The organism is Streptomyces sp. NPDC102451 (assembly GCF_044765485.1).
Taxonomy (GTDB): Bacteria; Actinomycetota; Actinomycetes; order Streptomycetales; family Streptomycetaceae; genus Streptomyces.
In genome coordinates, this window is the sequence record NZ_JBIWKD010000002.1 from 519,243 (window position 1) to 532,292 (window position 13,050).

General features: G+C 69.5%; 9 protein-coding genes. 7 read left to right on the forward strand and 2 right to left on the reverse strand.

Annotated features, from left to right (window positions below):
• Positions 1-31 precede the first annotated feature (31 nt).
• The 3 genes from ACIRD8_RS05845 to ACIRD8_RS05855 all read left to right on the forward strand — a co-directional run bounded on the left by ACIRD8_RS05845 (position 32) and on the right by ACIRD8_RS05855 (position 4,277).
• Positions 32-1,069 carry a LacI family DNA-binding transcriptional regulator gene (locus ACIRD8_RS05845; protein WP_403986629.1) on the forward strand — a complete coding sequence of 346 codons (1,038 nt, stop codon included), beginning with the start codon at positions 32-34 and terminating at the stop codon, positions 1,067-1,069.
• Positions 1,069-2,133 (forward strand): aldose epimerase family protein, encoded by a 1,065-nt coding sequence (locus ACIRD8_RS05850; protein WP_403986632.1) that lies wholly within the window; start codon positions 1,069-1,071, stop codon positions 2,131-2,133. The genes ACIRD8_RS05845 and ACIRD8_RS05850 overlap by 1 nt, the downstream gene beginning before the upstream one ends.
• Positions 2,134-2,264: 131 nt before the next feature.
• Positions 2,265-4,277 carry a GTP-binding protein gene (locus ACIRD8_RS05855; protein ID WP_403986635.1) on the forward strand — a complete coding sequence of 671 codons (2,013 nt, stop codon included), beginning with the start codon at positions 2,265-2,267 and terminating at the stop codon, positions 4,275-4,277.
• Between the two features lie 53 nt (positions 4,278-4,330).
• Here the strand turns inward: ACIRD8_RS05855 and ACIRD8_RS05860 are convergent, their stop codons facing one another.
• Positions 4,331-7,342 carry a carbohydrate binding domain-containing protein gene (locus ACIRD8_RS05860; RefSeq protein ID WP_403986638.1) on the reverse strand — a complete coding sequence of 1,004 codons (3,012 nt, stop codon included), beginning with the start codon at positions 7,340-7,342 and terminating at the stop codon, positions 4,331-4,333.
• Between the two features lie 267 nt (positions 7,343-7,609).
• Here ACIRD8_RS05860 and ACIRD8_RS05865 point away from each other — a divergent pair, with 267 nt between their 5' ends.
• Complete coding sequence (locus ACIRD8_RS05865; RefSeq protein WP_403986641.1) at positions 7,610-8,035, forward strand: acyl-CoA thioesterase; 426 nt, start codon at positions 7,610-7,612, stop codon at positions 8,033-8,035.
• 37 nt (positions 8,036-8,072) lie between these two features.
• Here the strand turns inward: ACIRD8_RS05865 and ACIRD8_RS05870 are convergent, their stop codons facing one another.
• Positions 8,073-9,089, reverse strand: coding sequence for a LacI family DNA-binding transcriptional regulator (locus ACIRD8_RS05870; RefSeq protein ID WP_403986644.1), 1,017 nt, complete (start codon positions 9,087-9,089; stop codon positions 8,073-8,075).
• A 482-nt stretch (positions 9,090-9,571) separates the two neighbouring features.
• Between ACIRD8_RS05870 and ACIRD8_RS05875 the strand changes: the two genes are divergently transcribed.
• From ACIRD8_RS05875 to ACIRD8_RS05885, 3 genes are all read left to right on the forward strand, one after another.
• The gene (locus ACIRD8_RS05875) at positions 9,572-10,510 is read left to right on the forward strand and encodes a carbohydrate ABC transporter permease (RefSeq protein WP_403986647.1); all 939 of its coding nucleotides are present in this window, start codon (positions 9,572-9,574) and stop codon (positions 10,508-10,510) included.
• A gap of 3 nt (positions 10,511-10,513) precedes the next feature.
• Positions 10,514-11,455: a carbohydrate ABC transporter permease gene (locus tag ACIRD8_RS05880; RefSeq protein WP_403986649.1), complete on the forward strand. Its 942-nt coding sequence runs from the start codon at positions 10,514-10,516 to the stop codon at positions 11,453-11,455.
• A 160-nt stretch (positions 11,456-11,615) separates the two neighbouring features.
• Complete coding sequence (locus tag ACIRD8_RS05885; RefSeq protein ID WP_403986652.1) at positions 11,616-12,962, forward strand: ABC transporter substrate-binding protein; 1,347 nt, start codon at positions 11,616-11,618, stop codon at positions 12,960-12,962.
• Positions 12,963-13,050 lie beyond the last annotated feature (88 nt).

The window sequence follows — 13,050 nt, forward strand, 5'->3', positions numbered from 1 at the left end:
CAAGCCGAGCCGAGCCGAACCAAGGAGTGCCGTGGGCGTCAGCCTCAAGGACGTTGCACAACGGGCGGGCGTGTCCATCAAGACCGTGTCGAACGTGGTGAACAACTATCAGCACGTCACACCCGCGATGCGCGCCAAGGTGCAACAGGCGATCGACGAGCTCGGCTACCGGCCGAACCTCACCGCCCGCCATCTGCGCAAGGGCCGCACCGGCATCATCGCCCTCGCCGTCCCCGAATTCGGCAACCCGTACTTCGCGGAACTCGCCGGAGCCGTCATCGACGCCGCCGCCCGGCACGACTACACCGTCCTGGTCGACCACACCGCCGGACTCAGGGAGAAGGAGCTCCTGGTCAGCCAGGGCTTCCGGTCCCATGTGATCGACGGCCTCATCCTCAGCCCCATCCATCTGGAGACCGAGGACCTCATGGCGCGCACCGAGACCGCGCCGCTGGTCCTGCTGGGTGAGCGCGAGTACGAAGCGCCGTACGACCACATCGCCATCGACAACGTCGCGGCGGCCCGCGCCGCCGTACGCCACCTCGTCGGCCAGGGCAACCGGCGGATCGCCTTCCTCGGATCGCGCACCGGCCGGGAACGGCAGCCCGCGCACCTGCGGCTGCGGGGCTGGCGCGAGGAGCTCGAGGCCGCCGGCATCACACCCGACGAATCGCTCGTCGTGGTCACCGACGGCTACGGCCGCGAGGACGGCGCCACCGGCATGGCGCAGCTCCTCGACCAAGGCCCCCGGCCCGACGCCGTGTTCGCGTACAACGACCTCATCGCCATCGGCGCGATGCGGACCATCACCGAACGCGGCCTGCGGATCCCGGACGACATCGCAGTCGTCGGCTTCGACGACATCGAGGAGAGCCGCTACACCACCACCACGCTCACCACCATCGCCCCCGACAAGGAAGCCATCGCCCGCCTCGCCGTCGACAGCCTCGTCGAGCAGCTCGCGGGCGCGCCCGTCGCCGAACCGCGCAGGCCACGCCCCGGCTACCGCCTCGTCGTCCGCGAATCCACCAAGGCCGGTCCCGACTCCGGCCACACCGAGGATCTCTGATGCCGCGCCCCACCGTGCACCGCGCCCCCTTCGGCTCCGCCCTGGGGGCCCGCACCGACCTGTGGACCCTCGACAGCGGTACGGGGGTCCGCGCAGAGGTACTGACCTACGGCGCGACCCTGCACCGCCTCACCGTGCCCGACACCACGGGCGCCACCGCCTCCGTCGTACGGTCGCTCGCGACCCTCGACGACTACACGGCCAAACACCCCTACTTCGGCGCCGTGGTGGGCCGTTACGCCAACCGCATCGCCCACGGCCGCTTCGTCCTGGACGGCACCGAGCACCACGTCCCCGCCAACGACCGGGGCCACGCCCTGCACGGCGGACCGGACGGCTTCCACACCAAGGTGTGGGAAGCGGTCCCCGACCGCACCGACGACACCGTGTCCGTACGGTTCACCCTGCACAGCCCCGACGGCGACATGGGCTTCCCCGGGGCCCTGGACACCACTGTCACGTACACCCTCGACAAGGCGGGCACCCTGGCCGTCGACTACGCGTCGGTCACCGACCGCCCCACGGTCGTCAACCTCACCAACCACGCCTACTTCGAGCTGACCGGCCACGACGACGTACTCGGCCACCGCCTGGAGGTCGACGCCGACACCTACCTCCCGGTGGACGACGACGGCATCCCCCTGGGGCCTCCCGCCGAGGTCCGCGGAACCCCGTTCGACCTCACCACGCCCCAGGTCCTCGCGGAGCGCCTCGACGCGGAGGACGGACAGCTGCGCGCCGCGGGCGGCTTCGACCACTCCTGGGTGCTGCGGGACACCGGCGCCGGCCTGCGCCGCGCCGCACGCCTCACCGCCCCGGACGCGGCCCGGGTCCTGGAGGTGTGGACCACGGAGCCCGGCATCCAGGTCTACACCGCCAACCAGCTCGACGGCTCCTTCACCGACGGCGCCGGCCGCCGCCACGAACGGCACGGCTCGATCTGCCTGGAGACCCAGCACCTGCCCGACTCACCCAACCGGCCGGACCTGCCCAGCACCGTGCTGCGCCCCGGCGACACCGCGCGCAGCCGTACCGAACTGCGCTTCCCGCACCTGCGGAATTAATCGATTGCCGCCCGGCCGGGCGCCCTGCTGTAATTCCGGCACCAGCTGACGAACCAGGGAGATGTCCATGCGCCGAGCTTCTGTGTCCACCCAGACAGGAATTCACCCCTATCTCGAGGACCCGAAGCTCAGTGCACACAGTGAACCTGGGAATTCTGGCGCATGTCGACGCCGGTAAGACGAGCCTGACCGAGCGGCTGCTCCACACCGCCGGAGTCATCGACGCGGTCGGCAGCGTCGACGACGGCAGCACACGGACCGACACCCTCGCCCTGGAGCGGCAGCGGGGCATCACCATCAAGTCCGCCGTGGTGTCCTTCGCCGTCGACGGCGTCACGGTCAACCTGATCGACACCCCCGGACACCCCGACTTCATCGCCGAGGTGGAGCGCGTCCTCGGCGTGCTCGACGGCGCCGTACTCGTCGTGTCCGCCGTCGAGGGCGTCCAGGCGCAGACGCGGGTGCTGATGCGCGCCCTGCGCCGGCTGCGGATCCCCACCCTGGTGTTCGTCAACAAGACCGACCGCGCCGGCGCCCGGTACGAGGGGGTCCTGGCCGACATCGCGCGACGGCTGTCACCCGCGGTCGTCGCGATGGGACCGGCCGGCCACCTGGGCACCCGGGAAGCACGCACACGGTCGTTCACCGCCGCGGACCCCGGCTTCGTCACCGCGCTGACCGATCTGCTCACCACCCACGACGACGACCTCCTCGCGGCGTACGTCGAGGGCGGGGCGGACGTCCCGTACGACCGGCTCCGTGACCGGCTGGCCGCCCAGACCCGGCAGGCGCTGGTGCACCCCGTGTACTTCGGGTCCGCGGCCACCGGCGCCGGCGTGGCCGAACTGACCGCCGGAATCGCGGAGTTCCTGCCCGTGACGGTCCAGGACACCGAGGGCCCGGCCTCGGGAACGGTCTTCAAGGTCGAGCGCGGCCCGGCGGGCGAGAAGATCGCGTACGCCCGCATGTTCTCCGGGACGGTACGCACCAGGGAACGCGTCCGGCTGCGGGGCGACGGCGAGGAGGAGGGCCGCGAGGGCAAGATCTCGGCCATCACCGTCTTCGACAACGGCACGGATGTCCGTGGCCCCTCGCTCCCCGCCGGCCGGATCGGCAGGCTGCGAGGGCTCCACGCCGTACGGATCGGGGACAGGATCGGCGAACCGGCCACGGAGCCGGTGCGCGCCCACTTCGCTCCGCCGACCCTGGAGACCGTCGTCACCCCCTGCCGCCGTCAGGACAGGGGAGCCCTGCACATCGCGCTGGGACACCTGGCGGAGCAGGACCCGCTGATCGGCGTACGCCGTGACGACCTCCGCCAGGAGGTGCATCTGTCGCTCTACGGCGAGGTGCAGAAGGAGGTCATCCAGGCGACGCTGGCGGACGAGTACGGCGTCGAGGTCGGCTTCCGGGAGACGACGACCATCTGCCTGGAACGGCCGGCGGGAACGGGCGCGGCCGTCGAATTCATCGACACGGAGCCGAATCCTTTTCTCGCCACCGTCGGACTCCGGGTGGAGCCCGCCGCATTCGGCAGCGGGGTGGAATTCCGCCGGGAGGTGGAGCTCGGTTCCATGCCGTACGCCCTGATGCGGGCGGTGGAGGACACCGTGCTGGAAACGCTCGGCCAGGGAATTCACGGATGGCAGGTCACCGATTGCACCGTCACCATGACCCATTCCGGCTACTGGCCCCGGCAGAGCCATTCGCATGCGGTGTTCGACAAGTCCATGTCGAGTACGGCGGGCGACTTCCGTCATCTGACACCACTGGTGCTGATGGACGCGCTGAGGCAGGCCGGAACCACCGTGTACGAGCCGATGCACCGCTTCCGTGCCGAGCTCCCTGCCGACGCGCTCGGCCCGCTCGTGCCGGTCCTCGCGCGGCTGCGCGCCGTCCCGGGTCCCCCGGAGACCCAGGGCGGTGTCTGCACCGTGGAGGGTGTGATCCCGGCGGCCCGGGTCCATGAGCTGCAGCAGCTGCTGCCGGGGATGACGCGCGGTGAAGGGGTGCTGGAGTCCGCGTTCGAGGACTACCGGCCGGTCGACGGCCCCGTCCCGCACCGGTCCAGGACCGACCGTGACCCGCTGAACCGCAAGGAGTACCTCCTGCGGACCCTGCGCCGGGTGGACGGCGGGCGGTGACGGCCGGGCCGGTGTGACGGCCGCGTGCGTGCACGCGGCCGTCACACGGTGGCTCACTTCAGATAGGGACCCGCCGCACCGATCTTCCCCGGCGCCGCGTTCTTGCCGCCGAGGTCGAGGACGTACACCCGCAGGTTGCCCTTGCCCGGCGCCGGGACGGCGAGCGTCCCGCCCGTCACCACCTGGGTGTCTCCCGTGACGGCGTCCTTGTAGGTGCCGTTGGGGATGCCGGTGTACGTGGCGCCGCCGGAGACGGTCACCAGCGCGAAGCTGTCCGTGCCGCTCGCCGCGTCGGTGTAGCGGCGCTTGTACGCCATCGAGCCGGTGATGCCCTCCGTGGAGTACTGCCCCATCTGCAGGGCGGGCACCGCACGGCGGATCTGGTTGAGCCGCTGCACGTGCTTGACCAGCGGCTTCGCCAGGGTGTCGGCGACCGCGCCGGTCGCCGATTCGACCGTGCCGAAGTCCGACGCCTTGACGTCGCCCGCGAGGTGGGCACCGTAGTACGCCCGGCCGGTCGTCGCCAGCGGGCAGGTGGGCCCGCAGTCGATCTTCTTGCCGGCCTGGAACTCGATCTCGGAGCCGTAGTACAGCGTGGGGATGCCCCGGAAGGTCCACATCAGCGACATGTTCTCCGCCCAGGCGTCCGTGCCGCCGGCGTACCGCTCGCTGCTCTTGTTGGGGCCGTAGTCGTGGCTGTCGACGTACACGACGTTGTAGGTGGCGTCGTTGTAACTGTCGTCGGAGTCCTTGCCGTTGCTGTAGGCGTTGTTCGCGTCACCGAAGTTCATGTGCATGCGCATGTCGATGACGTTCATGCCGGAGAACCGGCTGTGGTCCGGCGTGTGGTAGCTGTTGCCGTTCAGGAAGGCGTTGGTGGACGTCGGCTGGGAGCCGGTGCCCTGCTGCTGCTCGTAGTCGTACATCTCCAGAGCGGCCTTCTCGTCGTCCGCGCTGTACTCCTTGCGCTCCTTCCAGGTGTAGAACTGGGCCGAGTGGTTGACCGAGCCGCGGTTCCACTTGTCGTTGACGAAGGCGGCGACCTCACCGAAGACGAAGAAGTTCTTCGCGGCCTCGGTGCCGAACTGCTGGGTGACCCGCTCCTGGATGGCCGGCAGGAAGCGCCGGTTCCAGGTGGTGCGGGGGATGTGCACCGCGGTGTCGACGCGGAAGCCGTCGACACCCATGTCGATGTACTTGTTGTAGGCGCCGATCAGATAGTTCTGCACGGGCGCGCTCTCGGTGTTGAAGTCGGCGAGGTCGTCGTGCAGCCAGCAGCTCCGGGAGTCCTCACCCTCCCAGTTGCCGATCCAGCAGTTGTGGTAGTACGCCTTCGGGAACATGCCCGAAGTGGGGTTCGGCCACTGGCAGTTGTAGATCTTGTAGCCCTCGGGCGAGGTGGCTCCGGTGGGCGTGCCCCAGTTGACGCAGGTGTTGCCCGAGGGCTCGGCCGTGGACCACAGGTCGCCGTTGTAGTACGACTTGCCGGACTTCGGCTCGACGGTGAGGCCGTCGTACTCGAAGCCGTCGTTCTTCTCGTCGTAGTACCAGCTCCACTGGGTGTCGCGGACCCCGTACGCCGTCGGCGTGAACAGGCCCTTGGCGCCCCAGCGCGAGGAGTGGTTGTAGACGACGTCCTGGTAGATCTTCATGCCCTTGGCGTGGGCGGCGTCGATGAGGTCCTGGTAGGAGGCGCCGGCCGACTCGAGCCGGGAGTCGACCTCGTAGAAGTCGTAGCCGTGGTAGCCGTGGTAGTCGTAGTCGGACCGGTTCAGGACCACGGGGGTGATCCAGACGGCCGACATGCCGAGCCCCTTGATGTAGTCGAGCTTGTCGACCAGGCCCTTGAAGTCGCCCCGGAACATGGGGTCGTCGTTGGCCGCGTTGCCCGACTTCACGTGCTGGCTGCCGCCCCGGTTGTTCGCTGTGTCACCGTCGTTGAAGCGGGCGGTGAGGACGAAGTAGACGGGGTCCTTGCGGGGGTCGGTGCCGAGCGGTTTCCCGGAGGCCGGCGCCGTGGGCTTCTCGCCGGTGGTCGCGGTCGCAGCGGCGGACGCCGCCGAGACGTTCCCCGCGGCGTCGACGGCCCTGACGGTGTAGCTGTAGGCCGTCTTCGCCTCGAGACCGGTGTCGGAGTACACCGTCGACCCGACATCGGTCACCGCGGTGCCCTTGGTGCCACCCGTCCGCGTCACCTGGTACTTCGTCACGCCGCGGTCGTCGGTGGACGGGTCCCAGGTCAGCACCACGGACACTCCGTCCGCGCTCGCCGAGACCTTCGCGGGGGCGGTGGGTGCCTGGGTGTCGGGCGTCTCGGCGGCGCAGGGGTCCGCCGCGCCGGCGGTGACCTTCTTGTCCTTCACCGTGGTGAGGCCGGCGGGGACCGTGTAGTTGACCCCGTTGTTGTTGTCCCAGACGCCGTTGCCGTTGTTGAAGGTGGCCAGCATGGAGGCGGCGGTGCCGAGGTCCACCGTCTTCCTCACCCAGCCGGTGCACGCCGGCTCCATGCCCACGCCGGGCACGGTGGTCCAGGCTCCGCCCGCCGGCTGGTAGTGCAGATTGGTGGTCGTCCAGCCGACCGTGGCGGTCGAGTAGTAGACCGAGGCCGTACGGCCCTCCTCCTCGGGCTCCGTCCCGGTCCCCGCACACGGGTCGCTGTGGGCCACCACGCCGTCCTTGACGGTGACGGCTCCGGTGCCCAGGGCGTAGTTCTTCCCGGCGTTGTTGTCCCAGACGCCGGAGCCGTTGTTGAAGGTGGCGGCGAGGCCCGACGCGCCGCCCAGGGTGACGGTCTGCTTCACCCAGTCCGTGCACGCGGCTTCCATGGCCACACCGGGGACGGTGGTCCAGGAGCCGCCGTCGGGCGCGTAATGCAGCTTGTACGCCGACCAGTTCTTGGTCTTCGTGTAGTAGAAGACGGTGGCGGTGGACTCCGAGGCGGCCGCGGGCACGGCCGGCTCCGGGCCGGAGGGCGCGGGTGCCGGGGTCAGGAGCCCCAGCATCACCGCCGCCGCGACGGCCGCGGCCGCGGGGCGTCCGAGCAGCCGGACACGAGTACGTCTCATTCGTCTGTCTCCAGGGGAGGGCCGCGGGCGGGTGGACCGCGACTGCCGACAGCACAGCCGCTCCGCGAGCGGCTGCCAGGATCCCGCCGGAGAACCCGGACGCGCCTCGGGGTTCGGGCGAGCAGTGCGCTCCGACGGAAAGTTCCGTCAGAACCTTTCTGCAATCTCTTGCATCCAGGAAGTTACCGGTGCATGACAGGTCCGTAAAGGGGTGTGCACGCCGTGACGGAGAGGAATGAGGGAGGGGGGGCGTGTGTTCCGCTGTTCATGACCTTCTTCGTCGATGTCACGGTGCGCGGATACGAGCTCGACACCCAGGGCCACCTCAACCAGGCGGTCTACCTCCAGTACGCCGAGCACGCCCGGTGGGAGCTCCTGCGGGAGGCCGGACTGGCCCAGGAGAAACTGCTCGCCGGGGGGATCGGGCCGGTGCAGCTGGAGGTGACGGTGAAATACCTGCGGGAGCTGCGGGGCGGGGACAGGGTGCGCGTCAGCTGCGAGCTCTTCCACGGCGCGCGGAAGACCTTCGAGATCCGGCAGCGGATCCTCAAGGAGGACGGCACCGTGGCCGCGGAGATCACCGGGGTGGGCGGCATCCTCGATCTGACGGCCCGCCGGCTGGTCGCGGATCCGGCGGGCCGGTTCGCCGCGCTGGCCACGAAGCCGGAACTCCTCGGGATCCGTACCGACTGAGAGGCGGCGGCGCGGCCGGTGTGCCGCGGGCGTGCGGTCATCCGTGCGGCGCCGGCCCGGTGCTCGCACGGACGACCAGGTGGGTCGGGACCAGGGTGGTGCCGCGCTCCGTCGTCTCGTCGCGGATCTGCCGCAGGACACCGTCCACGCACCGCCGACCGATCTCGGCGAAGTCCTGGTGGACGGTGGTCAGCGGCGGAAGGAACGATGCGGAGTCGGCGATGTCGTCGAAGCCCACGACGCTGACGTCCTCCGGGACGCGTCTGCCGCGTTCCTGAAGGGCGCGCAGGACGCCCAGCGCCATCTGGTCGTTGGCCGCGAAGACCGCGGTGCAGGCCGGGTCCGCCGCCAGGACGAGGCCCGCCTCGTACCCCGAGGCGGCCGACCAGTCGCCGTCCACGGGCGGCGGAACGGGGCGTCCCGCCTCCTCCAGGGTCTGCCGCCAGGCATGCGCGCGACGCTGGGCGGCGTACGACTCCGGTGGACCGGCGACGTGCGCCACCGTGCGGTGCCCGAGGTCGAGGAGATGGCGCACGGCGGCCCTGGCGCCCCCGGACTGATCGGTGTCCACGACGCTGTAACGGTCGCCCGCGTCGGAGTCGGCCACCACGACATGGGTGTGCGGCGGCAGCGATATGGCGGCGTCCAGAAGGCGGACTTCCATGATCACGATGATCCCGTCCACGACCTGCTCGCCGAGCATGGTCACGGCGCCCCTGACCCCCGTGCTGGTGGGCGTCGCGACGGGCAGCAGGGTGATCGCGTAGCCCTCGTCCGCTGCGGAGGCGGAAATGGCCTCCAGCGTGCGGACGTTGCCCGTCGTGGCCAGGGTGAACAGGACGACGCCCAGCGTGCGGAACTTCCCGCTCTTCAGGGCGCGAGCGGCGCTGTTGGGGCGGTAGTTCAGCTCCTTCATGGCGCTCAGGACGCGGTCGCGGGTCTCCCCGGACACCACGGTGCTCCCGTTGGAGACCCGGGAGACGGTCTGCGAGGAGACACCGGCCAGGCGCGCGACGTCGGCCATCGAAGCCTGCTTGCGGGGTGGCCGGTCCATGGCCTGTTCCTTTCCCTGCACTGCGTCTGCCTCCGTCGTGGTCGTGTGAGCCTTTCGCCGTCTGGGGCGCACCGGTCCGGCCGCGGGGCCGGTGCCGGCCGCGCGTGATGTGGGGGTGTTCCGATCGGGACCCGCCCTGTCTCTGCTGCGCGTGTGGCTCGTATTCGCGTGCGGACGGAGGGCGGACCAAGGGCATTTCTACCACTCCGGACGCCCGGCGTGGACACACGGGCACGCCTGGGCGCGGCCGCTCGGGGGATCCGGCGGGCCTGTCGCGTCCCAACTGGTCGGCACAGCAGGGAAACCGAGCCTTGACCATGACGTGAGAGACGTGTAGACATCACTTCACCGATAAATGTTTACGTAAACATCTGCACGGGTGTTCGCGTGGACTTCGGCCCTCGCAAGCACAGCGCCTCCACGATGTCCGGTGTCTCCATCCGGCCGGGGCCCTGCACAACGCCGGACCAACAGGAGTACCCATGACGGCCGTTACGCCGATCACGACCGGACGCCGCCCACCAGCCGGAGGGTCCCGCGGCCGACGTGTCCGGAGAGGCCGGCGCGGGCAGGTCGGCTGGGTCTTCGTGGGGCCCTTCATGGCCGTGTTCGCCCTGGTGTTCCTCGCTCCGATCATCTACTCGCTGTATCTGAGCTTCTTCCGGGACCAGTTGGTGGGTGGGACGTCGTTCGTCGGCCTGGACAACTTCCAGCGGGCCTTCGAGGACGAGCAGTTCTGGGCGGCCGTGGGCCGGGTGGCGCTCTTCCTCGTGGTGCAGGTCCCCGTCATGCTCGGCCTCGCCCTGCTGGTCGCGCTGGCCCTCGACAGCGGCAGGATCTACGGGAAGAGCTTCTTCCGGATCGCCGTCTTCCTGCCGTACGCCGTGCCCGCAGTCGTCGCCACCCTGATGTGGGGCTTCATCTACGGCACCCGCTTCGGGCTGGTGGGCAACGTCAACGACGCCTTCGGCGTGACGCTGCCCGACCCGCTCTCCCCGTCCCTGGTACTGGCGAGCATCGGCAACATCGTCACCTGGGAGTTCATCGGCTACAACATGCTGATCTTCTACTCGGCGCTGCGGGTCGTCCCCAAGTCCCTCTACGAGGCCGCCGAGATCGACGGAGCGGGACAGTGGCGGATCATCACCGCCGTCAAGATCCCCGCGATCCGCGGTGCGCTGGTGATCGCGACGATCTTCTCGGTGATCGGCAGCTTCCAGCTGTTCAACGAGCCCAGCATCCTGCAGAAGCTGGCGCCCAACGCGATCACGACCTACTTCACGCCGAACTTCTACACCTACACGCTGTCCTTCTCCGGACGCCAGCAGAACTACGCGGCGACGGTCTCCCTCGTCATGGGAGTCGTCACGATGATCATCGCCTACGCGGTCCAGCTGCGCGGCATGCGAAAGGAGGCGTGAACGATGAGCGTCCCCTCCTTCACCGCCGAACAGACGCCCCGGCGCACCACCCACCGCGCCCCCGCACCCCGTCGCGGCTCGCGCGCACGCCGCTCGCCGGACAGGCCCCGCCGCAGCGTGCTGCTCACGGTGCTCATGGGCCTGACCGCGCTCTACGCGCTCATGCCGCTGGCCTGGCTCGTCATCAACGCCACCAAGACGCAGAAGGGGCTCTTCGGCTCCTTCGGACTCTGGTTCAGCGGTGACTTCGCCCTCTGGGACAACATCTCCCAGACGCTCACCTACGACGACGGCATCTTCGTCCGCTGGTTCTTCAACACCCTGCTGTACGTGGTCGTCGGCGCCGGCGGAGCCACTTTCCTCGCGGTGCTCGGCGGCTACGGGCTGGCCAAGTTCGACTTCACCGGTAAGCGCGCCGTCTTCGCCACCGTCATCGGCGCCGTGGCCGTGCCCGCCACCGCGCTTGCGGTCCCCACCTTCCTCATGTTCAGCAAGATGGGGCTCACCAACACGCCGTGGGCCGTCATCATCCCCTCGCTGATCTCACCGTTCGGGCTCTACCTCATGTGGGTGTTCGCCGCCGAGGCCGTCCCCACCGAGCTCCTCGAAGCGGCCAGGATGGACGGCTCCGGCGAGCTGCGGACGTTCTTCCGTGTCGCGCTCCCGCTGCTGGGTCCCGGCATCGTCACGGTCCTGCTCTTCACCATGGTGCAGACCTGGAACAACTACTTCCTGCCGCTGATCATGATCAAGAACCCGGACTGGTACCCGCTGACCCTGGGGCTGAACGCCTGGAACGAGCAGGCCTCCACCGCGGGCGGCCAGCCGGTCTTCAACCTCGTCATCACGGGTTCGCTGCTGACCATCGTGCCGCTGATCATCGCCTTCCTGCTGCTCCAGCGCTACTGGCAGTCCGGCCTGGCGGCGGGCAGCGTCAAGGGATGACCCCCTCCCCGGCCACGTCGGCCACCCCAACTCCGCGCCCCGGGACCGGTCGGCCACGGCCCCCGTCCGGCGCGGCGTCCCACCCCTCGCCGGCCACGCACCCCCGTGCGGCCGCCCGACGGTTCCCGCACCACCCTCACCACAACGGAGTGAAGCAATTATGAGAACCATGACCAGACGCGCGATGCGTGGCGTCGGCCTGCTGTGCGCGGCCGCGCTGAGCCTCACCGCCTGCGGATCCTCCGACGGCGACGCCGGGTCATCGGACAGGACGGTGTCCGGAGGTGACCTCCGGGCGGCCCTCAAGGAGGGCGGTTCCATCACGGTGTGGGCGTGGGAACCGACGCTGAAGCAGGTGGTCAGCGACTTCGAGAAGGAGTACCCGAAGGTCAAGGTGAAGCTGGTCAACGCCGGTACCGGCAACGACCAGTACACCGCCCTGCAGAACGCCGTACAGGCCGGGTCCGGAGTGCCGGACGTAGCGCAGGTCGAGTACTACGCCGTCGGACAGTTCGCCCTCGGCAAGTCCCTCGAGGACCTCAGCCGGTACGGCGCGGGAGAGTTCAAGGCCGACTACTCGCCGGGCCCGTGGAACGCGGTCGCCGTCGACGACGCCGTGTACGCGCTGCCCATGGACTCCGGTCCGATGGCGCTCTTCTACAACAAGAAGGTGCTGGACAAGCACCAGATCGCCGTCCCCACCACCTGGGACGAGTACCTCGAGGCGGCCCGCGCCCTGCACGCGGCGGACCCCAAGGCCTACATAGCCAACGACACCGGCGACGCCGGGTTCACCACCAGCATGATCTGGCAGGCGGGCGGCACCCCGTTCAAGAACCGCGACACCGACGTGACGGTCGACCTCACCGCCGACAAGGGTGTCATCGCCTACACCAAGGTCTGGCAGAAGCTGATCGACGAGAAGCTCCTCGCACCCGTCACCAACTGGAGTGACGAGTGGTACAAGGGCCTCGCGGACGGCACCATCGCCACCCTCGCCACCGGCGCGTGGATGCCCGCCAACTTCGTCTCCGGAGTCGAGTCGGCCTCGGGTGACTGGCGCGCCGCGGCGCTCCCGCAGTGGGAGAAGGGCGGCGAGGTCAGCTCGGAGAACGGCGGCAGCGCCCTCGCCGTGATGAAGGACGGCAAGAGCAAGGACCTGGCGTACGCGTTCAACGAGTACGCCAACCACTCCGAGGGGGTCCAGGCCCGTCTGAAGGGCGGCGCCTTCCCCGCGACCACGGCCGACCTGTCCTCCCCGTCGTTCCTCGACACCTCCTTCCCGTACTTCGGCGGCCAGAAGGCGAACGAGATCTTCGCCCGGTCCGCCAGCCAGGTCCCGGAGGACTGGTCCTACCTGCCGTTCCAGGTGTACGCGAACTCCATCTTCAACGACTCCGTGGGCAAGGCGTACGTCTCCGACACCACGCTGGCCGACGGACTGAAGGAATGGCAGAAGGCCTCCGTCGCCTACGGCAACGACCAGGGCTTCACCGTCAACAAGTGACCTGCAGCAGCTGAACCGGCACGGGGCGGCCGCCCGCCGACGGGCGGCCGCCCCCTGCCGCACCGCACCCCGTATCCGAAAGGATCAT

Coding starts and splice junctions, on each gene's coding strand:
- ACIRD8_RS05850 (WP_403986632.1), top strand. CDS start 1,069: ATGCCGCGCCCCACCGTGCACCGCGCCCCCTTCGGCTCCGCCCTGGGG.
- ACIRD8_RS05885 (WP_403986652.1), top strand. CDS start 11,616: ATGAGAACCATGACCAGACGCGCGATGCGTGGCGTCGGCCTGCTGTGC.
- ACIRD8_RS05875 (WP_403986647.1), top strand. CDS start 9,572: ATGACGGCCGTTACGCCGATCACGACCGGACGCCGCCCACCAGCCGGA.
- ACIRD8_RS05870 (WP_403986644.1), bottom strand. CDS start 9,089: ATGGACCGGCCACCCCGCAAGCAGGCTTCGATGGCCGACGTCGCGCGC.
- ACIRD8_RS05860 (WP_403986638.1), bottom strand. CDS start 7,342: ATGAGACGTACTCGTGTCCGGCTGCTCGGACGCCCCGCGGCCGCGGCC.
- ACIRD8_RS05865 (WP_403986641.1), top strand. CDS start 7,610: ATGACCTTCTTCGTCGATGTCACGGTGCGCGGATACGAGCTCGACACC.
- ACIRD8_RS05880 (WP_403986649.1), top strand. CDS start 10,514: ATGAGCGTCCCCTCCTTCACCGCCGAACAGACGCCCCGGCGCACCACC.